Annotated in this window: 18 protein-coding genes; 7 read left to right on the top strand and 11 right to left on the bottom strand. The window is 62.5% G+C overall.

All coding sequences use genetic code 11. The features are described 5' to 3' along the window. Positions 1-52: 52 nt before the first annotated feature. From ACP7B9_RS12065 to ACP7B9_RS12045, 5 genes are all read right to left on the bottom strand, one after another. The gene (locus tag ACP7B9_RS12065) at positions 53-1,303 is read right to left on the bottom strand and encodes an Ig-like domain-containing protein (RefSeq protein ID WP_425863685.1); all 1,251 of its coding nucleotides are present in this window, start codon (positions 1,301-1,303) and stop codon (positions 53-55) included. A gap of 160 nt (positions 1,304-1,463) precedes the next feature. Then, the gene (locus ACP7B9_RS12060) at positions 1,464-1,868 is read right to left on the bottom strand and encodes a hypothetical protein (RefSeq protein ID WP_425863683.1); all 405 of its coding nucleotides are present in this window, start codon (positions 1,866-1,868) and stop codon (positions 1,464-1,466) included. A gap of 128 nt (positions 1,869-1,996) precedes the next feature. Continuing rightward, a complete protein-coding gene (locus ACP7B9_RS12055; protein WP_425863681.1) occupies positions 1,997-2,782 on the bottom strand; it encodes an MBL fold metallo-hydrolase in 786 nt (261 codons plus the stop codon). A gap of 27 nt (positions 2,783-2,809) precedes the next feature. Continuing rightward, positions 2,810-2,989 (bottom strand): hypothetical protein, encoded by a 180-nt coding sequence (locus ACP7B9_RS12050; RefSeq protein WP_425863679.1) that lies wholly within the window; start codon positions 2,987-2,989, stop codon positions 2,810-2,812. A gap of 23 nt (positions 2,990-3,012) precedes the next feature. Next, positions 3,013-3,432: a DUF3499 domain-containing protein gene (locus ACP7B9_RS12045; RefSeq protein WP_425863678.1), complete on the bottom strand. Its 420-nt coding sequence runs from the start codon at positions 3,430-3,432 to the stop codon at positions 3,013-3,015. 67 nt (positions 3,433-3,499) lie between these two features. Here ACP7B9_RS12045 and ACP7B9_RS12040 point away from each other — a divergent pair, with 67 nt between their 5' ends. Beyond that, positions 3,500-4,054, top strand: coding sequence for a metallopeptidase family protein (locus tag ACP7B9_RS12040; RefSeq protein WP_425863676.1), 555 nt, complete (start codon positions 3,500-3,502; stop codon positions 4,052-4,054). 132 nt (positions 4,055-4,186) lie between these two features. On the opposite strand, the gene ACP7B9_RS12035 is transcribed toward ACP7B9_RS12040, so the two are convergent. From ACP7B9_RS12035 to ACP7B9_RS12025, 3 genes are read right to left on the bottom strand one after another with little or no spacing between them, the layout of a single operon-like run. Further along, entirely contained in the window at positions 4,187-6,169 is a 1,983-nt protein-coding gene (locus tag ACP7B9_RS12035; RefSeq protein ID WP_425863675.1) for a DUF5719 family protein, read from the bottom strand. Next, a complete protein-coding gene (locus ACP7B9_RS12030; protein ID WP_425863673.1) occupies positions 6,162-9,635 on the bottom strand; it encodes a glycosyltransferase in 3,474 nt (1,157 codons plus the stop codon). Before ACP7B9_RS12030 ends, ACP7B9_RS12035 begins: the two co-directional genes overlap by 8 nt. 29 nt (positions 9,636-9,664) lie before the next feature. Then, positions 9,665-10,198 (bottom strand): WhiB family transcriptional regulator, encoded by a 534-nt coding sequence (locus ACP7B9_RS12025; RefSeq protein WP_425863671.1) that lies wholly within the window; start codon positions 10,196-10,198, stop codon positions 9,665-9,667. A 436-nt stretch (positions 10,199-10,634) separates the two neighbouring features. Between ACP7B9_RS12025 and ACP7B9_RS12020 the strand changes: the two genes are divergently transcribed. Further along, positions 10,635-11,384, top strand: coding sequence for a TIGR03089 family protein (locus ACP7B9_RS12020; protein WP_425863669.1), 750 nt, complete (start codon positions 10,635-10,637; stop codon positions 11,382-11,384). A gap of 8 nt (positions 11,385-11,392) precedes the next feature. Here the strand turns inward: ACP7B9_RS12020 and ACP7B9_RS12015 are convergent, their stop codons facing one another. Continuing rightward, positions 11,393-11,893 (bottom strand): GtrA family protein, encoded by a 501-nt coding sequence (locus ACP7B9_RS12015; protein ID WP_425863667.1) that lies wholly within the window; start codon positions 11,891-11,893, stop codon positions 11,393-11,395. A 264-nt stretch (positions 11,894-12,157) separates the two neighbouring features. Here ACP7B9_RS12015 and ACP7B9_RS12010 point away from each other — a divergent pair, with 264 nt between their 5' ends. The 5 genes from ACP7B9_RS12010 to ACP7B9_RS11990 all read left to right on the top strand — a co-directional run bounded on the left by ACP7B9_RS12010 (position 12,158) and on the right by ACP7B9_RS11990 (position 18,181). Beyond that, positions 12,158-13,312 carry a 5-(carboxyamino)imidazole ribonucleotide synthase gene (locus tag ACP7B9_RS12010; protein WP_425863666.1) on the top strand — a complete coding sequence of 385 codons (1,155 nt, stop codon included), beginning with the start codon at positions 12,158-12,160 and terminating at the stop codon, positions 13,310-13,312. A 48-nt stretch (positions 13,313-13,360) separates the two neighbouring features. Further along, positions 13,361-13,882 carry a 5-(carboxyamino)imidazole ribonucleotide mutase gene (gene purE / locus ACP7B9_RS12005; protein ID WP_425863871.1) on the top strand — a complete coding sequence of 174 codons (522 nt, stop codon included), beginning with the start codon at positions 13,361-13,363 and terminating at the stop codon, positions 13,880-13,882. Positions 13,883-13,892: 10 nt separating this feature from the next. Then, positions 13,893-15,533, top strand: a complete 1,641-nt coding sequence (locus ACP7B9_RS12000) for an LCP family protein (protein WP_425863664.1) — start codon at positions 13,893-13,895, stop codon at positions 15,531-15,533. 140 nt (positions 15,534-15,673) lie between these two features. Continuing rightward, a complete protein-coding gene (gene manA / locus ACP7B9_RS11995) occupies positions 15,674-16,936 on the top strand; it encodes a mannose-6-phosphate isomerase, class I (protein WP_425863663.1) in 1,263 nt (420 codons plus the stop codon). A gap of 243 nt (positions 16,937-17,179) precedes the next feature. After that, positions 17,180-18,181: a hypothetical protein gene (locus ACP7B9_RS11990; protein WP_425863661.1), complete on the top strand. Its 1,002-nt coding sequence runs from the start codon at positions 17,180-17,182 to the stop codon at positions 18,179-18,181. An 81-nt stretch (positions 18,182-18,262) separates the two neighbouring features. Here ACP7B9_RS11990 and ACP7B9_RS11985 read toward each other — a convergent pair whose 3' ends face one another. Both ACP7B9_RS11985 and glpX read right to left on the bottom strand, forming a co-directional pair. Further along, positions 18,263-19,267, bottom strand: coding sequence for a lipid II:glycine glycyltransferase FemX (locus ACP7B9_RS11985; protein WP_425863659.1), 1,005 nt, complete (start codon positions 19,265-19,267; stop codon positions 18,263-18,265). 40 nt (positions 19,268-19,307) lie between these two features. Beyond that, complete coding sequence (glpX, locus tag ACP7B9_RS11980; RefSeq protein WP_425863658.1) at positions 19,308-20,345, bottom strand: class II fructose-bisphosphatase; 1,038 nt, start codon at positions 20,343-20,345, stop codon at positions 19,308-19,310. Positions 20,346-20,355: the final 10 nt, after the last annotated feature.

The following is a 20,355-nucleotide window of genomic DNA, read 5'->3' as shown; positions in this document are numbered from 1 at the left end:
CCAGTCACAGCGCCGTCACGTTTGCATTAATAGTAGGTGCCCAGCTATGGAGTTACCTGTGCGCGTACTGGGCGAACGGGATATTCCAGTCGCCAAAACCGTCCGTGGGTGCGATGGTCTCGTTGGGGCTGCCGACCACGTGGACCAGATCTCCCGTGCCCATGTTGGTGAATACCCAGCTGGCGCCTTCAGCCGACATCCCAATGCAACCATGCGACAAGTTGACCTGGCCTAGGTACGGCATGGCACTATCCGTGGCCTGGTGGATGAACTCTCCACTGGGCGTGAGCCGAGTTGCGTACTCGACATCAACCTCGCCATAGTTTGCGGGGTCACCCGGCTTCAGGCCGATGGTGGAGGCCACGAAGTGGGCGTTGCGCTGCTTGTCAGAGAGGAGCACAAGGTAGCCGGAAGCGGAGGGGAAGCGCTCATCCCCCATGGTCACCGGGTATTCCTTGACGAGTGCGCCGTTGATGTAAATGCTGGCCTTGAGGTTGGCGGCGTCGGCAACCATTTCCACCTTGTTGCCGATCTGGACAATGTTGGTCTGGTTGAAATTGCCAATCTGCCCATCGCCAAAGTCAACGCCGAAGAGCTTCATGTCAACGGTGATCTTGGTATTGGCCGCCCAGAAATCCTCGGCGCGGTATCGCAGCAATGTGTCCGAGTACCAGTGGAAAGCACCCACTTGGCCTGAGGACGCAGTGATGGAGATGGCCTTCTCCACGGCCTCCTTGTTCGTCACCGGCTCACTGAACGTGAACTGCAGCGGCTGGGCAACTCCCACCGTGGAACCTGCGGCCGGGAACATGGCCAGGTCTGCCTCGTTCGACGCCTGAACTGTGGTGAACGTGCTGACCGTGGTGCTGCGATTGCCTACTTCATCCTCGGTGGTGACATTGAAGGTGTAATCCGTGGCAAACTTCAGCGGCGCATTGCTGACCCACTTGCGGCCGCTGACGAACAGCTCGCCATCAGTGGTTTCACCCGTTGCGGTTTCCTTCAAGATCGCGCTGGTGACCGTGCCGTTTTCCGCAAGGGCTGTGACCTCATCCGCCGGGTTGACGAAGGTGGCGCCCGTTTGGGGTGTCAGAGTGAGGGTCACGGGTGTCGCCGCGGGCGTCGTTGGAACGGCCGACGGCGTGACCGTCCCGGTATGTGCCTCGCTGGCCCGCTCACCGGGCTGCCATGGATGTGCCACGGCAACACCTACGCCGCCACCACCAAGGGCTAATACTGCAAGGAAGGCCAAGGTGATTTTCAAACCCAGACGGGCCTTCTTGGACTGATCCGGTTGTGACATTCAAACTCCAGATGGGTGGACGCGTCCACAAGTACGGCGCGTGCAGCATGCACGACTAACGTTCAAATCTTACGCCTGCGGTATGGGCTTTTCCGATTCTTCCGTCATGGGAACCGGCCCGAACGGGGCAAGTGCGGCAGAGTGTCTCAGCCCCGCTCTACTACCGGACTCGGCGATATCCCCGGTCTACCAGACCGCCGGTGATTCCCGCTACAGCCACCGGCAGGGCGACTGCAGCGGCGAGATGCCGGGCCAAGCTGTAGGGCCAGACTAGGGCAATTCCCCCGATCAGGACGGCAGGCGCCGCCACAAGCAGTGTCACCCAGTGCGGATGCCCGCGCCGGTACGACCAGAGTGCTGCAGTCAGGGAGGCTGCGGAGCCGCCGAGCAGGTAACGGCTGCCGACTCGCGCGTCCTCCACAAACTCCGGGTCCGGGGTGAACCCGAAAAACGTTGAAATCCAGAGGCCTCTGGTCATCAGAACAATGGACAGGATCACCAAGAGCGCCCAAAGTATCACGCCCGGCCAGCCACGACGGCGGATGGAACCATGGTCCTGACTCATTGCTGCCGCCCACCGATCGGTCCGAACGGCACCGCGCGCCGTTTCAAAGACTGTAGCCCAAACGGGGCAAGTGCGGCAGAGACAGTGATTGAGCCGTTGGTCTCGACAGGCTCGACCAGCGAGGACCTTCAGCCCCTCAAGTACTCCAGCTGCGCTTCAACAGACAACGCCGCGGCACCAAGGACGTTTGCCGGCACGTCCCCATAGACCAGGTCGACAACGTCTGCCGCTGTAGGCTCAACGCCTTTTTGGCTGCGGAGACGTTCCACGGCGGCACGAACCTGACCGAGGCGCTCGTGCCGATGCGCCTGATAGGCCACCACGGTTGCAGCAATATCCGGCAGCACTGGACCGTGTCCGGGCAGCCCCACCACGGGCGAATGTGCCAATCCTAGAAGCCTCAGGGCCTCCAACGATTCCAGGTAATCAACCAACTTGCCGTCGGGGTAATCCAGCACCGTGGTGCCTTGGCCCAGTACCGTATCTCCGGTCAAGACCACGCCGGCGTCCTTGATGAAAAAACACAGCGAATCACTCGTGTGTCCGGGCGTGGCCAGTACCTCGATGGTGAGGCCGCCCGCCTTGATGATCTCGCCGTCGGACAGGGGCTCCCCCGCGTGGCAATACTCGGGAAGGAAGGCCCTGACGGGGGCACCGGTGAGAGCGTGCAGGGTGGCGCTGCCATCGGTGTGATCGCCGTGGCGGTGCGTGATGAGGATCAGCTGCACCGTTCCGGCGGCGGCAAGTTCGGCCAGGTGCGGGGCAAGATCGGGGCCGGGATCCACCACCACAACGCCTGTGGAATCCGGGGCGCTGAGGACGTAGGAGTTGGTTCCGTCCAGCGTCATGGGGCCGGGATTTTCCGCTCGACGGCGCCGGACAGAGGTTCCAATGGATTCCCAGCGTTCAGTCACGGCGTCCCTTTCCCGAAAGAAGTTCAGCTACGAAGTAATTTGCTCGGGGCGCAGGAGCAGGGCAATGCCCTCGTCGATCGCGTAACGCAGGGGCGAACCGTCCGGGCCGTTCTCCGTGCTGACCAGCTCTTCGCCCTGTTGAATCAAGGTGGATCCGGTGACGGGGCAGCGCAAGACTGCCATCAGGACATCGTTAATTCTGGCCATGGTCTTCCAATTCCCTCAGGGGTTCAGCTGGTGGTCTCATCGCGCAGGATGCGCAGGTGACCGCGCCTGCCGCTTGCCGAGGCGCTGCTGGGCGCAAAAGTTGGCGGTTCAAGCATGCCACGACGTTCGCGCATCGGCGAGATCCCGGCGTCGTCCGCGTCATCCGAGCCGGCGTTGGCAGCCTCACGGACGGCATCGGCGAGGGCAAGGAGATCATCCGGGCCGGGCACGGGCGGCTTGTCCGAGCGGGCCAAATGAATGACTTCCCAGCCCAGAGGTGCTGTAAGCCGGGCCGAATGTTTGGCGCACAAATCGTAGCAATGCGGCTCTGCAAAGGTCGCCAACGGCCCCAAAACAGCTGTCGAATCTGCATAGACGTACGTCAAAGTTGCCACGGCCGCTTCACGGCAGGCGGATCTGGTGCATTGACGAAGGGTTCCCACGGTTCACAAGACTACCCTCCCCGCCGCGATATTTCCCCTTGGGACCTCCGCGGCCTACAGTGAAATGATGAAGTTCAATGCTAGCCACGGCGAAGAACGGCTCACGATCTCGCTGGAGCCGCAAGATTTCGACGGCGTACCCACCCCCGATTCGGGGGCCATCTCGGAGCCCCGCTCCTTCGCACGCCGACGGCGGGACCGGCATGGCCGCGGGCTGCGTGGGCCCCTGATTCCCGCCTCATTGCCGGGATCACGGACCCGCAGCGAAAAGTTCGAGGACTTGGTGGTTGATTCCGCGGACCGCATGCGAAACCTGTGGCCCGCAGCGTTGGCCACCGTGGAATACGTGGTGGAGGAAGTGCCGGACAAGCTGGAAGCACTCATTGCCTCGGGGGCCCAGGCACCCCTTGGCAAATATGCCCGGGCCGTGGCCGCCACGGCGGACGCCCCGGCCGAGCCACCGTCCATTTCTATCTACCGGCACCCCATCGAGGCCCTGTGCGACACCCCGGGGCAGGTACGCGAGCTGGTCCATGAGGTCATGGTGGATCAGGTGGCCGGGTATCTCAACATCGACCCCGACGCCGTGGATCCCATGTTCCGCCGCTTCCCCGGACACTAAGTTCCCGGACACTGACGCGCGTCTATTTAGCCAATTTCGCTTATGTTATGCGCCAAACTGGCTTGCAGTTTGGCGCACAAGACACGATGCGCCATATCCGCAACGAGTCCTGCGCATAGTTTTGCGATCCGCTTAGTAACCCGTGGTGATGTTGATGGCCTGGGTTCCAACGGAGGTGCCGGCTATGGGTAGCACGGCAATCCCGGCAGAACCGGATTTAGTCAGCAACTGGCTGCCGTAGGTTGGCGCCCCGGAAACCGAGACCAACGCCGACACCGCACCGGAGCCGAGGAGATCGGCGGGATTCACCGTTGTGGTGACACCTACCGCCAACTCAATGGTCTTGGCAGCACCGAGAACTCCATCAGCAGAGATCGGCACCAGGCTGACAGTTGAGGTTCCTTCAGGAGCAACGAAGACCAGGCTTGAGGTTACGTCCTGCGGCAATGTCACGAGGTGCGTGTCCCCCAGACGTCCTGCCGAGGGTGCAAACGCCAGATCGGTGGCTTCGCCAGCCTTCGTGGAGTTCACGATCCTGGCAGTCGCCGTCACGGCAGCATCGGCCTTCAGGCTCAGTGAGTACGTGCCCTCAGGCAATCCAGCCAACGACAACTGGTTGACCTTGCCGGCAGCAGCCGTGAAAACTCCCCCGTTGGGAAGCGCAACCTGACCGTCGGCCCCATAGGCCTTGACCTCAACCACGGAATCCGCAACACCTGGAACCGTCACGGCCAGCACGGTCGTAGCGTCCTCATAACCGGACTGTCCGGAAATCTTGGCCGCCGTTGCCGGGGCCTGCACGCGTACACCCGGAATGGTCTGCGTGGAACTGGGATCCTGTACCGGAGCGAGGTAGTCGACACCGCCTGAGGTCAACCCACGCAACACCGACTCCTGGATGACGGCACTCACGGCACCGCCGGAGCTCTTCAGGTGAACGCTGAGCATGTCCTGGTCGGGAGCAAGCCCCGAAAGCACCACCGAACGCACGGTCCCTGGCGCAACAACCAAGCCCTTGCCGCCGGCCGTCTGAACCGGACCATTGCTGCCATAGATATCCAAGGAAACAGTGGCCGCGCTCGGCGACGAATTCGAGATCGCAAGAATGGCGGTGCGGCCCACCGAGGTGCTCGCTCCTGAAAGCCACATCTCGTTCGACGGCGTTTGGCACGTCGCGCCCGAAAGGCCTTCAAGGTCGCCGTCGTCCGAGCTGACAACAACGGAAGCTGCACCGCGGGGAATTTCCTCACCCAGGGGCTGGATTCGCAGCACCGAGGATGCGTCAGTGGACTTTCCGCGGGCGACGACAGCCTTCATCTTGGGCTTGCCATTGACCTCGGCCGACGTTGTGGCAGGAGTGCTCGGAGCCTCTGAAACGGTGAACAGCGGTGAGGACTTTCCATCAAGCGCCTCAACAGCAGCCCCCGGAAGATCGCCGGCAGAACCGCTGAGCACAACCGCGTTCAATGTGGACTTGGTCGAGGACGAGTTCGCGGAGAACTCCGGATCCGTCCCGGCCGACGAACCGGCCAGCAACTGAGTGGGACCCTGGCAATTGGCCATGGATTCGCCCACCGGCAGCATGTGCGGGACGGCCTCAGTGATGTGCGTGGCATCGTTTCCGGGGAACACGGTGCCCGCACCAATCACTCCGGCGGCCAGGGCCAGCGTTGCCGTTCCAGCTAAAACAAGTGGCCAACGACGGCGGACCGTGCGTTGGGCGCGGCGAGGCGCCTTCGCTGCGCGAGGAGTCTTCGCAGTCTTTTCTCCGGCGGCCTTCTCAGCGGCGACCTTCTCAGCGAGGGCCGTCTTCTCCGCTACCTTCGCTGCTTTCGCAGCCTTGGCGGGCTTAGGCTCTTTAGCTGGCTTCGGTTCCTTGGCCGCCTTGGCAGGCTTGCCCGTCTCAGCAACTTCAGCCGACTTCGTGGGCTCGGCCGCCTTAGCTACGGCAGGTGCGGGGGCACCCTCCGGGAGGGTTTCAGCGGCAGGCGCCGTCCCGGCGTCGGACGTCATGTTTGCGTCAGCCTGAGGAGTTTTCGACTCCTCGGGAAGCGAGTTCCCTGCCCCGGTAATCTCCGGGCCGTTATCGCCGTTGCTGTCCTTGATCTCAGGCACTTCTACCAACCTTTTGCAATGATGCTTCGTCCCGGTACGCCCCGGTGCGGCCGCGTCGTGTACGCACGGGCAGGGCCAGCAGCACGGTCAGTCCGAAGAGGACCAGCTGCACCAGATTCATGACCGCATTGAGCGGATGTACGTAGCGGATTTCAAGTTTTCCGGCGGCTTCGGGCAGCTCAAAGGCTTGCGCCCACGCAGAGTTGGTGGCCTTCAAGGCCTTGCCATCCAGCCATGCCTGCCAGCCGGAATCGGCCCGCTCGGCCAACACCACCAGCCGGCCCGATTCACCCGCAGGGATCTCGGTGGCAACGTTCTGGCCTTGCGACTCCACGGGTGCCACGGACTTGCCAGCGGAATCCACGATCCGCACCCGATTGACAACATCTGTCAGTCCGGCCGCGGCATAGGTGGGCTGAACGCGCCACAACCAGCCGGATTCGGTGGGACCAACAGTGTCAAGACCGGGAACGGCTTCCAATTCGCCAGCGAGCAACTCGGCGGCGGTGTCTCCCTGGCGCAGGACTACAAAGCCGACGCCCAACTCAACGAGGCCTTCGCGCGGATCAAGACCGGACTTGGACAGGATGGCAGCCACGGTGTCCTCCAGCGCTGCCGTTGCCGGATCGCTGGCCAGAACCGATTCGGCTCCGGGGTCTCCCGTGATGCGAGCGGCCGTGGCGATGGTCGACATGGAATCAAGCGTGGTTCCAGCTCCCTGCATCAGCGATGCCTGCACGCCGCCGTCGGTCATGACCGTCAGGACAATAGTTCGGCTGGCCTCAGGACCGGTGCCGCGATCGGCCGCCGTGGCCGGAATGGTGCCGGTGGTAGCTCCCTGGGGCAGGAACGAACCGGTCAAAGCGGGCGCACTCGGCTGGAGGGAAACCTGCTGTGCCGTCCACAGGCCAAGACTTGCCACGGGCGCTGCCACGAGAATCACCGACAACACGGTTGCCGTGGTCTTAGCCGTGCGGTAATGCTTGACGTTTGTGCTGTCAGCGCTGCGCGTCAGGCCCACATGTGCGGGATTCCACGCGCGACTCTGAACGGCGTCCAAGCCAAGAATCGCCGCGCCCAACAGCGCGAAAAACGCAACCGAAACGGCAGGACCGCTAAACGGCGTGACGAGAGTGACGCCGTCGAACGCTACGGCAATGAACTTGCCGGCGTATGCGGCAGCCATCGCCAGCAGCGCCACAAGCCAGAGCGAGCGTACCGTGGCGGCCCGGCGCAGCGGCAACACGAGAGCCACGACGGCGCCCACAATTACCGGGGCACCGATGATGCCCACGGCAACCCAGGTCCACCACGGAGCGGCGACGAGAGTGCCGAGGCCCAGCAAGCCCTCAACAGCGTTGACCTGCTCAGGGAAGCCAAGCAACTGCTGCCAGAGCGGTGCCGCCGTTGATGCCATGGGCAAGCCGGGATCGGCCAGCACGGCGCGCGGGTTGGCCCAGGCGGACGAGATCAGAGGCAGGAAAAGAGCGGCGGGAGGTACAAGCGCCCACCAGATGGTCTTGCCGCGGCCGCGCATGAAGATCGCGGTCAGCAGGATTCCCACCACGGCCACGGGCAGCAGGCTCGGGGACGCTGCCGTCACCACGGCCAGGCCCAAACCCGCGGCGGCCGCTGCCGTCCAAGACGGATTGCGGTCAACGCCGGGGCGGCCCAGCTTCGAGATGGTGGCTGTAGCGGAACCTGCGAGGGCGCCGGGAATCGTCACGACCTTGGGGGCAGCGCTAACGGCTCCACCGACGGCGCGGACCAGGCCCAGCATGACCAGCGGAATCAGGATGTGGGCCAGCAAGGCGCCAACCCTGCCCTGGCCCATCCCTACGAGAAGAACAGGGGCACCGGCCCAGGCCAGCGCAGCCACGATGCGTGGCCAGCGCTGCAGGGAAAATGCTCCCGAGGCGAGCCACGCGGTAAAGCCGGAGAGTGGCAGCGCCAAGAGCACCATCCACAGGACGGCCAGCGAACCGTTGCCGCCCAGTGAGCTGAGGAGGCCAAGAACAAAGTTAAAGGGATTGCCGCGTCCGGCCAGACCGGAGCCCAGCGAGATCCACCAATCCGTGGCGTGCTGCCAGACAAGGGACATCTGCTCCGAAACGGGCAGCAGTGCGCCGCCCGTCAGAGCCGGGACTCCCAGGAAACGTGAAAGGGCGATCAACGAAAGAATGGTCAACAGCACCGTCAGTCCGAGAGCACTGACAAGGGGTGCAGTCCTGATCGCTGCCAGCGGGGTGACGGTTTCGTGGTGGGCTTCACCGGTAGGTTCAAGGACCGAGGGGCTGTCCTGGATCTCATGCGAGAGGTCCTCATCGGGGCCTACGGATTCACGCAGCAACTTCAAGTGGTTGCGGGCGGTCTTGTTTTCTACCAGGACACCCTTGTGAACCGAGCGACGCCGGCTCCTGTGGCCGGCCAGCGCCTTCCGGCTGCGCTGCAACATGGCAGGCCGGAGCAATCCGGCGCACGTGGCAACGAACATCCGAATGGCGTGACCCGGGGCCTTGAGTACAAAGCCGGCCACCAGCCAGTAGAGCGATGCAAAGAAGGTGCCTATGGTCAGGAACGGCACAACCCAAAGAGGCGCATGCTTGAGGCGAAGGAAGATTGTGGCCTTGCGAGCCGCCGCCGACGAGCCCAGGGCGTGGGGCCGCTGTACGGTGTGAAACATGTGAGCGGCGGGGACAACGATGACCCTGTCGCCGGCAAGACGAACGCGGGCGCAAAAGTCCAGATCGTCGCCGGGGCCGGGGAGCGCCGGGTCGAAGCCGCCTAGGCGCTCGAAAACATCACGCCGCACCAGCATGCCAGCGGTGTTGACGGCAAACATGTCGGAGTTGTCGTCATATTGGCCCTGGTCTTGTTCATCCAGGCCCACAAGTGTGAAGCGGTCAAACCAAGGGTTGGCCCACAGGCCTACATCGACCAGCCGACGGTGGTTGTCCCAGTCAAGCTGCTTGCAACCAACAACAGTTGCGGTAGTTGCCCGCTCGGTGGCTTCCAGCAGAAGCTCCAAGGCGTCCGGGGCCGGGGCCGCGTCATCATGCAGCAGCCAGATCCACTCGTTACATACGGCGACCTCGTCATTGAGGACCGCGGTGGTGGTTGTGCTTCCGGCGCTTGGGGCGACTACTCCGCCTGCGAGCGCACCGACGCGCGCCGCAACCTTCGCCACGGGGGTGGAACCCTGACGTTGACGTGTGTGATATTCCAGCACGGCATCGACGGCGGCGCCGAATCCCTTGCGGGATTCGCCATGGTGTCCGCTTTTGCGCCCGCTCTTGCGTCCGTCGAGTGAGATGACGTTCCGCTCGCCAAGCTCTTTGCGCAGCAACTCCCCCGAATTGTCTGTGGATCCTGTGTCGGCTGCCAACACCTGGTCGGCTAAGCGGGTTTGTGCGGCCAAGGCGGCCAAGACTGTAGGGAGGTAGGCACCACCATTGTGAGCAACCACAATGGCAGTGACATTTACTGCTTCAAGAATTAGACCGCTCGCTTCCGCAGCCGCCGGCGTTCACGCTCGGACAGGCCGCCCCAGATTCCAAACCGCTCATCGTTGGCAAGAGCGTATTCAAGGCACTGTGCCTTGACATTGCATGCACCGCAGACTTTTTTGGCGTCCCGGGTGGAACCACCCTTTTCAGGGAAGAACGCTTCCGGGTCGGTCTGCGCGCACAAGGCATCAGTCTGCCAGCCTAGTTCACCTTCGTCGCTGAAATCGTCAAGACGCGGGCGAAGGCCGATCCACACAGGATCAATATTGATCTTTGGATCCATTTCCGGAGCTGCAAGAGGGAGAGTCTCCTCGGACTCATCGTCCTCGTGCGAGGTCAGAAATGCTGTTGCTGCGTCCTCGAGCGACTGCCGGTTTTGGCGTTCGTGAAAGGCGGCCGCGTCCGGATCTGCCGGATCGACATACCAGTCCGATGGCACGCCACGCGAGTGGTATTCGGCAGCTGCCTTTGCCGCCACGGAATCGTCGTGCAATGTTGCCACACTCAGCTGCGATTGCCCCATGGTCGTCCTCCTGAATGTTGCCGCCAACACTGCCTCCCGATTTCCGAGATTCCGCGATGCGCGGAATGCAGTGCCAATAACAGCGGTTCGTGGGTCTAATTACATCCATGTAAGTCGCTCACGTCAAGCGGCCCGCGATGATAACCAGTACTTGACACGTTCATCGGGCGCGCCACGCCGGACAGTTTGGTACCAATAAATCCGCGCAATGACGCACCGAGACCATGAATTCGAGGCAGTTCCGCGGGAGCTAGGTGAATTTTAGAAGAATTTCTCAAGCCCGACATCAACCATGTAACGCACGTCACGTGACGAAAGTCAATTCGTCCAATCGATGGATATCTCAAGCTCCGAATCGAGGCCGTTCAGACCCCAAGGTGACTGGCAAAGTTGACTTTCAACGTTGGCTTATAAGGAGGCATGGAAAGATGGCAGCATGGAACTGACACCCAATAACCCCGCCGAACTCCTCAATGCCTTCCGCACGCAGAATCCCACCTCACCCAGGCTCTCCTGGTACGGCCCCGATTCCGAGCGCGTGGAGCTCTCGGGCCGAGTGTTGGAAAACTGGATAGCCAAGACTGCCAACTACCTCGTGGACGAGCTCGACGCCGAACCTGGCACGCTCATCGCCCTCGATCTTCCCCTGCACTGGCGCTCCATGGTGTGGCTTCTGGCCGCCTGGGCTGTTGGCGCAACAGTCATCACCACCTCCTCTTCGGATAGCCACGAAGGCACGACGCCGGACCCGTTCAGCGAGGCTGACATCGTCGCCACCACCGACCCGGTCGCCGCGAACGAACGTATCGCGGGCGTCAAAGCAGCACCACTAGTTGTGGCGGTGGCTTTGCCCGCCCTACAGATGCGCTGGCTGGGTGAACTCCCGCCGCGCAGCCTCGACTATTCAGGAGATGTGCGGGCCCACGGGGATGTGTTCTTTGCCGATGAGTCCCCGGAAGAATCAGACATGGCCTGGCAGCACGATTCGGCCACCACCAACTATGCCAAACTCCTCCCGCAGGGTACCCAAGCACCCCAGCGAGTGCTGCTTGAGGTGCGGAACGGTTGGAACGCCGTCGTACGCGGTGCCTTAAAAACGTGGGCAACAGGGGGTTCGGTTGTGCTGCTTGATACCGCAGTGGAAGCCACCGAGCACCTGCGAAGCAGTGAAAACGTCACCGCCTGATTGGTGAACTACTTGCGGTCGGCCTCGATGAGTTCGTGATCGCGGTCGAATCCGGGCTCCTGATCGAGTTCCTCGGTGAAGACCCAGAAGCGGTACGCGAAGAAGCGGAAGATTGTGCCTAGGACTAGGCCGATGACCGAGCCGGCGATGAAGTCAGCCGTTGCGGTTTCGTAGCCCAGGACCCAGTGTGAGACGTAGACGCAGGCCGCGGCGATGCCCATGCCCACGCCGTTCATGATGATGAACAGGATAACTTCGCGGACCATGTTGGCCTGGCGGCGGTGGCGGAACGTCCAGTAGCGGTTGGCCAGCCACGAGAAAACTGTGGCCACGGCGGCCGAGATGAGCTTGGCCTTGGTGGGATGCCCGCCCATGCTGCCGCCCAGGAGCCACAGGTAAATGCCGGTGTCGATGACAAACGCAACGCCGCCGACCACGCCGAACTTGGCCACTTCACGCCAAAAGAGCCCCATCAGGCCTTTGATGCGGTTGGTGAGTGTCTGGTTCATGGTCCTCCGTTGGAAATGCGGTGCTGCGAAATCGGTGCTTCGAATTCAGGTACTGAATATTTCAGGTACCGAATATACGGCCAATGCGGGCGAATCACCCGGATGCCTCCCTCAAATTCTAATCCCGGTGCCACCCCGGAATTGGCGTATAAGCCGGGAATGCCCTGACAGTTCGCCCATACTTACCGGTTAATAGCCGCTTAATAGGGGCAACAGGCCCTGCAAAAGCATGGAACCTCACAGACTTTCGGTACTCTGGGGACTGTGACTTTTCCTGTAATCGGTGTGGTGGGCGGCGGACAGCTGGCCCGCATGATGGCCCCTGCCGCCGTGGCCCTTGGTTTTGATTTACGTATTTTGGCGGAAGCCCCCGACGTGTGTGCCGTGCCAGTCGTGGCGCAGGCACCCGTTGGCGACTATAAGAATTTGGAGACGTTGCGCGAATTTGCCCACGGCGTGGACGTGCTCACCTTCGATCACGAACACGTCCCGAGCGAGCACCTTCAGGCATTGATCGCCGACGGCGTGAACGTCCAGCCCCGTCCGGATGCGTTGATTAACGCGCAGGACAAGCTGGTGATGCGCGCGGCCATTGAGCGTCTTGGTCTGCCCAACCCGGAGTGGGCGGCTGTCGCCTCTGTCTCTGAGATTGTGGCCTTCGGTGACACGCAGGGCTGGCCCGTCGTGTTGAAAATGCCTCGTGGAGGATATGACGGCAAGGGCGTGAAGGTTCTGCGCTCAGCCGCCGACGCCGACGCAGCCGCCGACTGGTTCGAGGCCATGAATCCTCTCCTCGTGGAGGAAATGGTGGCCTTCACCCGCGAGCTTTCCGCACTGGTTGCCCGGACCCCTTCCGGCGAATCCCGCGCCTGGCCCGTGGCTGAGTCCATTCAGGTCGACGGCGTGTGCGACGAAGTCATCGCCCCGGCTCCCGGCCTTCCCTCCGAGGTTGAAGCTGCCGCAGAGGCCGCGGCACTGCGCATCGCCAACGAGCTTGGCGTCACCGGCGTCATGGCCGCGGAGCTCTTCGAAACGCCCGGCCGTGCCCCCGGATTCCTGATCAACGAACTAGCCATGCGCCCGCACAACACTGGCCACTGGACCATGGACGGCGCCGTCACCGGCCAGTTCGAGCAGCACCTTCGTGCCGTGTTGGATCTCCCCTTGGGCGACACCTCCGCGCTGGGCGATATTGTGGTCATGAAAAACTTCCTCGGCGGCGCCAACCAGGATCTCTTCAGCGCCTACGCAGCCGCCCTGGCCGCCGAACCCACCGTCAAGGTTCACAGCTACGGCAAGTCGGTCCGCCCGGGCCGCAAGATTGGTCACGTCAACGTCATCGCCTCCAAGAACGACGACGTCACCGCCGCCCGCGCCCGCGCCACCACCGTGGCAAACATCATTCGTGACGGAAAGTAAGGACTTCTTTTGAGTAACAACAACGCAACTCCCCTCGTGGGGCTTGTCATGGGGTCCGATTCCGATTGGCCCGTCATGGAAGCAGCCGCAGCGGCCCTCTCCGAATTCGGCATCCCGTTTGAAACCGATGTGGTCTCCGCCCACCGCATGCCCACCGAGATGATCGCCTACGGCCAGAACGCCGCGGCCCGCGGCATTCGAGTCATCATTGCCGGCGCCGGCGGTGCCGCGCACCTCCCCGGCATGCTGGCCTCCGTCACGACGCTTCCCGTTGTTGGTGTGCCCGTCCCGCTGAAGACACTGGACGGCATGGATTCCCTGCTTTCCATTGTGCAGATGCCCGCTGGCGTTCCCGTAGCTACCGTATCGATTGGCGGTGCCCGCAATGCTGGCCTGCTGGCCGTGCGCATGCTGGCCTCAGGCACCGATGAACTGGCTGCTTCACTCTCGGTGCAGCTTGCCGAATTTGCCCAGTCACTCAATGATCAGGCCTCCGCCAAGGGCGCGGCACTGCGGGAAAAGGCTGGTGCGGACTACCCGCTGGCCGTTCTGCCTTCTGCGGGGGCGTGAACACGAGCCTATGAGTTTCAGCAGCCCGAAGGTAACCACGGCCTCCAACCGCCCTCCCGTGTTGACGAATCCCGTCCGGTATCCGGAATCGGCGTCGGCACCCGTGCGCTCAAAACGAGCCTGGTTCCTTGTGCTGCTGACTTTGTTCGTGCCCGGCTCAGCCCAGATTGTTGCCGGTAACAAGCGGCTAGGCCGCCTTGCCCTACGCGTGACTTTCACCGTCTGGGCGGTGGTGATCCTCGCCGTCGTCCTTGCCTTGGTGAGCCGTGAAACGCTGCTAAACCTTTTCACTAATCCGTGGACCTCAATGATTGTTATCGTGGCCATGGTCGCGGCGGCCGTGGGATGGGCCTTCATGTTCCTGAACACGCTGCGGATCATCAAACCCGGCATGCTGGCCCCTGGTATGCGTGCCTTGGTCAGCGGTGCCGTGGCGGTGCTCATGGTGCTGACCTGCGGCTCGCTGGGCTACGGGGCAATGCTGATCAATTCCGGACGTAACGCGATTTCCAGCATTTTTGCGGCCGGTCCGGACATGAAACCTGTGGACGGGCGCTACAACTTCCTGCTCATGGGTGGAGACGCTGGCGAGGACCGCAGCGGCCGGCGGCCTGATTCGATCATGGTGGTCAGCGTTGATGCCAAGACGGGCGAGGCCGCAACGATCTCCATCCCCCGCAACCTTCAGAACGCCCAGTTCACGCCGGATTCCCCGCTGTGGGGCGCGTATCCGGACGGGTATAGCTGCGGTGACGAATGCATTATCAACTTCCTGTACACCGACGTCACCAACAACCACCCTGATCTGTACCCGGGCGCCCAAGACCCCGGCGCGGCAGCCATGATGGACGCTGCCGGCGGTATTTTGGGGCTGCAGATTCAGGGCTATGTGCTGGTCGACATGGCTGGATTCTCCCAACTCATCGATGCCATGGGTGGGGTCAAAATCAACGCCGGTGGCTGGGTGCCGATCAGCGGCGACGATGTCAACGGCACGGGCGATCACCTGCCACCGACTGGCTGGATTCCGCCCGGAGTGCAAACCCTAGATGGCTACCATGCCCTCTGGTACGCCCGCTCTCGGGAATGGGTGCTTGATTACAGCCGCAGCCAACGTCAGCAGTGCATCCAGGCGGCCATGCTGGCACAGATGGATCCTGCGACGGTGTTCACCAAGTTCAATTCGATTGCCGATGCCGGTTCAAAGGTCATGGAATCGGACATTCCGGCCGGGCAGTTGGGCAGCTTTGTGTCGCTGGCGCTGAAATCCAAGAGCCACGGGTTGTCACGATTGACGATCGGCCCTCCAGACTTTGAAGAGTCCTTCTCGACATACCCGGACTTTGACCTGATTCATCAGCGGGTCGAGGCCCTGCTGAACCCGGCGCCTGCCACATCAGCTGCCGTGGCTCCCGCACCGGCTCCCGCTCCCGCTGAGTCCGCAGCACCGGCCGATCCTGCTGCTCCGGCGGAGCCCGCTGCCGAAGCCCCCGCCGCTGAAGCCCCGGCCGCCGAGACTCCAGCTCAGAGCGCTCCGGCCGCGCCGGATCCCGAAATCACTCAGGACTACTTGCAGCAGTTGGCCATTAACGGTGACGCCGCCATGCTGACATCGCTCTTGGTCAACAACGGCACCTGCTCGCCAGGCTAACCACTTGTTTGCGCGGGCTTGCGCGTATTAGCTCAGCACCATCCGGTTGTACCCGGGCCAGCCTTCACCGGCGGCCCGGGTACACCCGCGAAATCTTTCAATCGATCTTTAGCTTGTCTTGGACCAGGAGAAACCACCTAATGTTTGCACTCACCAATGTCATGCGCGACTACCCGTGGGGTTCGTCCACTGCCATCGCTGAGCTCCTCGGCGCACAGCCCAGTGGCGGCCCCGAGGCTGAGTTGTGGATGGGAGCTCACCCGGACTCGCCGTCGATCGCGTCTACCCCTGATGGCCCCGTTTCGCTTGACCAGTTGATCTCCGAGCACCCGCTGTCCACGCTCGGTGAAGAAGTCCACGCCGCATTCGGTGCGAAGCTGCCGTTTCTCGTCAAACTCCTCGCCGCCAACCAGGCCCTTTCCCTGCAGGTGCACCCAACGCTGGAACGAGCCAGCGAACGTTTCGCCGATGAAGAAGCTGCTGGCGTTCCCCGAGATGCGGCACACCGCAACTACAAGGACGAGAACCACAAGCCGGAAATGATTCTGGCCCTCACTCCGTTTGAGGCGCTGTGCGGGTTCCGCCCCTGTGCCGAGGCCGCCGAGCTGTTCCGTGCCGTTGGTGCAGCCATTGCGTCGACGGGTGCCGAGGTGCCCGAGCTCCTGGGCCAAGTGGAAATGACATTGAATTCCCGCATGGCCGAGCCCATGGTTGTGCGGAAGGCCTTTGAAATGCTGATCGGTGGCGGCCCGGCCACCACGGAGCTGGTGGGTCTGGCAGCAGCTGCGCTGTCCGCCTCCTCGGGCGAGCTGTCCGCCAGCCTGCTCACCGTCGTCGAACTTGCCAAGCAGTACCCGGGCGATTCAGGTGTCCTAGTTTCGCTCCTGCTGAACCGGGTCTCGCTTGAACCCGGCGAGGCCATCTACCTTCCCGCCGGAAATATCCACGCATATCTGAGCGGCCTGGGGCTCGAGGTCATGGCATCTTCAGACAACGTGTTGCGCGGAGGCCTCACTGGTAAGCATGTCGACGTGCCCGAACTTCTAGAGACGGTCGATTTCGCACCGAGTGCGGTCCCCGTGGTTCCCACCCGGGTAACCGACCTAGGCCAAAAGGTCTGGGAGCCGCCCTTTGCGGAATTTGCGCTGCAGCGGGTAGAGATTTCCTCGGATTCAGAGCCCGTACCTCTGGTCCAGAACGGCCCCATGATTGTTTTGGCCGTGTCCGGCTCGGTGTTGCTCGATTCCCCTCGGGGCGATATGGTCCTCAGCCGCGGCGGCTCCGTGTTTGTCCCGGCCGCAGAGAACCCCGTCATGGTCCACCCCGTGGTGAACCGTAGCGAGGATTCGAGCGCTCCCGATCCCGCTCCTGCAGTGGTTTTCGCCATCACGGTCGCCGCCTGACGCTCCCCACCCTCCCGGCGCCGCCCCATCACGTCCCCAGCGTTGACCCGTCATTCTCCCGGCGCCGCCCCTCCACGATCCCAGCGTTGACCCGTCAGATAATGCCGCTATGGACGTTCATAGCGGCATTATGTGACGGCTCGAGGGTCCTGCACCTGTGGATACCGCTCTGCGTTATCCACAGATTTGCCTAAATCGGCAAATCCGGGCCACAGGGGCCTGAAATTTTGTCCTAATGGAAACATGAGAAGTCCACGTCCTCTTCCGATGTCCATCACCCGGGTCCCTTTCACCCTGGAGGCGGCCCTTCGACGGGGTGTTACCAAGAGGCGGACCCGCGCCCGGGACCTCTCCACGCCCAGCCGCGGCATCAGGGTTCCCACGAACGTGGAGATTGAGCTCCTTGAAAGTTGCCGGGCGTTGACCGAGGCCACCCCGAATGCCATCATCAGCCATTTGACCGCAGCAAGAATTCACGGGTTGTACCTCCCCCGCCGCCTCGAGGAGGATCAGGAGCGTCAGCTATTCGATCTGACCAGGCCCGCGGGCGACGCCAGGCCGCGCAGGAAACAAGTCCACGGGCACGAACTCGAGCTCGCCCGCGGTGACGTTGTTGTTCATACCGGAGTCCCCGTAACCGCCCTGCAGAGAACACTGCTGGACCTCGCCGCGCTGCTCACGGTTGAGGAGCTGGTGGTCGTCGCCGATCAACTTGTCCGCGAACACCACCGCTCATTTGGTCCCCCGGTCTACCCGCTGGTGCCTCTGGACGTGCTCACTGCCTACATCGCCGGGCACCGGAGGCACCGTGGCATGGGAAAGCTGCTTCAGGCCATGGAATTGGTGAGGGTGGGCTCGGATTCACCCCGGGAGACGGAGTTGCGGCTGATGATCGGGCGGTGGCCCCTGCCCGTATTTGAGCACAATGTGGAGATCCGGAATGCGGCAGGTCAAGGAAAAGTGGCGCCCGATCTGGCCTGTGAAGAGTACAAGAGCTGTGCAGAATACGACGGTCTGCACCACTTCACCCCGAGCCAACAGGCCAAGGATCACGACCGCGACTACATCACCAAGGCTCTGGGATGGCACCAGGTGCTCATAAACAAGGACGATATCGCGGCAGGTGAACTGGTGGTGATCACCAAGATTGCCCGGGCGCTGAAGCTAGGCGGTTGGCCGGACCCCGCAAATCTGGCTGGCCGCTCGCTTCAAGGGTTGCTAAATACCCGCAAGGACTTCGAATAGGGCTCATCAGCAGCTGTTGACCCGTCAGATAATGCCGCTATGAACGTCCATAGCGGCATTATCTGACGGGTCAAGGAGCAATTAGCGCTTGAGGATGCCGCGGGCCTTCTTCACGGAGCGACGCGCCACCGGGAGCACCCTCGCGAACACCGGGTACAGCGGCGACAACGCCAGGTCCCAGGTGCCCGCCAGCATGTTCTCGTGGTCTGCGAAACCAAACTTGAACTTAGAGACCCCGTCATTGAGGAGTCCGTTGAAGTCGTAGCGCGTGATCCCGCGGGCCTTCATTTCCTGGATCGCCAGCCACTTCAAGGAGAAGTTCGCGCGCAAAAGGCTGCCAGATTCGGTCATTCCACCGTAGAGTTCAAACGCCGTGGAACCACTCGCGGCCAGCCACAGGAATGCCACCAGCTTCTCGCCGTCGAACGCGCCATAGATGGGCGATCCGCCGCCGAGATTCCGCAGGATATCCGCGTAATAGCGATCTTCGTGGATGCCGAACTCGGCGCGCTCAGCGGTCTCTTTGTACACGGCCATGCACAGCGGCAACTCGGCCTCGGTGACGGCACGATATTCAAGGGCCTCGCGGCTGGACTTGCGAATGTACTGGCGCGTCTTCTTGGACATGGCCGCCAGCAGCTCGTCCTCGGTGCGCGTCAGATCCAAAATGAGGGTGCGCGGAATCAAAATGGTGCTGCTGCTGGGCACCCAACCCGTAGCCGGCAACGACGCCACAGCAACCGTGTCGGCATCCCAGTCCGGCTCAATACTCAGGGCAACGGACTTGTGGGTGGTCTTGACGTAACGTCCGACGGCGTTGAGCACCTCAGTCTCGAGGCCCGCCTCAGCCTGTGGTCCCCTCGCGAGGTACGCGAGGGAGCGGAACGGTGCCGGGAGGGTGCGCAGCAGGATCTGGGCTGAGCCCACAAGCTTCTCGCCATCGCGCACCAGCACCCGGTCTACGCGCCAATTGTGCGCAGCCTTTGTTTCACCCCAACCCCACAGTTGCATGGGATGCCCCTGCTGCGAATCAACAGCAGCATCCCATTCGTCGCGGTCAAGGCAAGGCACAACACTAAAAGTCATGCTTCCAGCCTACCGGCTGACGGCCTGACTAACGGGCCAATTAGCTGCGGCGAGCGTAGGACTCCCACTTGTGTGCCTGGTGCTCGCCATCCACGAAACGGATGGTGCCCGACTTGGAGCGCATCACGATCGACTGTGTGAGCACGCGGCCCTTGTCGTAACGCACGCCGCGGAGGAGATCGCCATCGGTGATGCCGGTGGCAGCGAAGTAGCAGTTGTCGCTGGTGACCAGATCATTGGTGGAGAGGACGCGGTCCAGATCGTGTCCGGCGTCGATCGCCTTCTGCTTCTCCTCATCAGAGGTGGGCCAGAGGCGGCCCTGAATAACGCCGCCGAGGGTCTTGATGGCGCAGGCCGCGACGATGCCTTCGGGCGTGCCGCCGATGCCCATGAGTGCGTCAACACCGGTGCCGGAACGTGCAGCCGCGATGGCGCCTGCAACGTCGCCGTCGAGGATGATCTTGGTGCGGGCGCCGGCTTCGCGGATTTCGGCGATCAGCGGCTGGTGACGGTCGCGGTCAAGGACCATGACGGTGAGCTGGTTGATCTTGACGCCCTTGGCCTTGGCGATCAGGTGCAGGTTCTGCTTGACGGGCAGGCGCAGGTCAACCATGTCGGCGGCTTCGGGGCCGGTGACCAGCTTTTCCATGTAGAACACGGCGGAGGGATCGAACATGGTGCCGCGTTCTGCAACAGCCAGCACCGAAAGTGCGTTGTTGATGCCCATGGCCGTCAGGCGGGTTCCATCGATGGGATCCACGGCAACGTCACACTCGGGTCCGGAGCCGTCGCCCACTACCTCGCCATTGAACAGCATGGGGGCTTCATCTTTTTCACCCTCGCCAATGACAACAACACCGTTGAAATGGACGGTGGAAAGGAGGGAGCGCATAGCGTCAACGGCCGCGCCGTCGGCCAGGTTCTTCTCACCAAAACCAACCCAGTGCCCGCCTGCAATAGCGGCAGCTTCGGTCACGCGGACAAGTTCCAGGGCTAGATTTCGGTCCGGTTCGTCATCGCCAACTGCGAGCGACCGGGACAACTGCGAATAATCCAACTGTGATGCTTTTTCAGCCACGTGAAAACCT

Source organism: Arthrobacter sp. TWP1-1, from assembly GCF_049897845.1.
In the GTDB taxonomy this organism is placed as follows: Bacteria; Actinomycetota; Actinomycetes; order Actinomycetales; family Micrococcaceae; genus Specibacter.
This window is presented reverse-complemented; position numbering and strand designations above follow the sequence as displayed.